At 39.1% G+C, this 261-nt stretch carries 1 protein-coding gene; it reads left to right on the top strand.

All coding sequences use genetic code 11. The annotated features are described in order from the left end of the window. Nucleotides 1-74: 74 nt before the first annotated feature. Nucleotides 75-261: hypothetical protein (locus RG959_RS24390; RefSeq protein WP_342799326.1), on the top strand; the 187-nt coding region annotated here is incomplete at its 3' end.

Below are 261 nucleotides of genomic sequence, written 5' to 3'. Positions count from 1 at the left end.
ATTCTGGGGCTTGCCAGACCCTGTGCGAGTCGTTATACATAGGTCAGCGCAATGCGAATCAATGGAGTGACGGCATGGCAACCTTTTATAGATCTGGGCTTTTGAATTGTGAAACTTATGAAGATTTCAAGGAGAGCGTTAGTAAGTTTTACTATTCTACTTTGCATGAAGAAGTAGATGGTTATTACGATGTAAGTGAATATTCAAAAGTATTTAAGGGATTTGCTGAAAATTTTGCCTACCACAAGGATACAGATGTTC

Source organism: Domibacillus sp. 8LH, assembly GCF_038806185.1.
In the GTDB taxonomy this organism is placed as follows: Bacteria; Bacillota; Bacilli; order Bacillales; family Domibacillaceae; genus Domibacillus; species Domibacillus indicus_A.
This window is presented reverse-complemented; position numbering and strand designations above follow the sequence as displayed.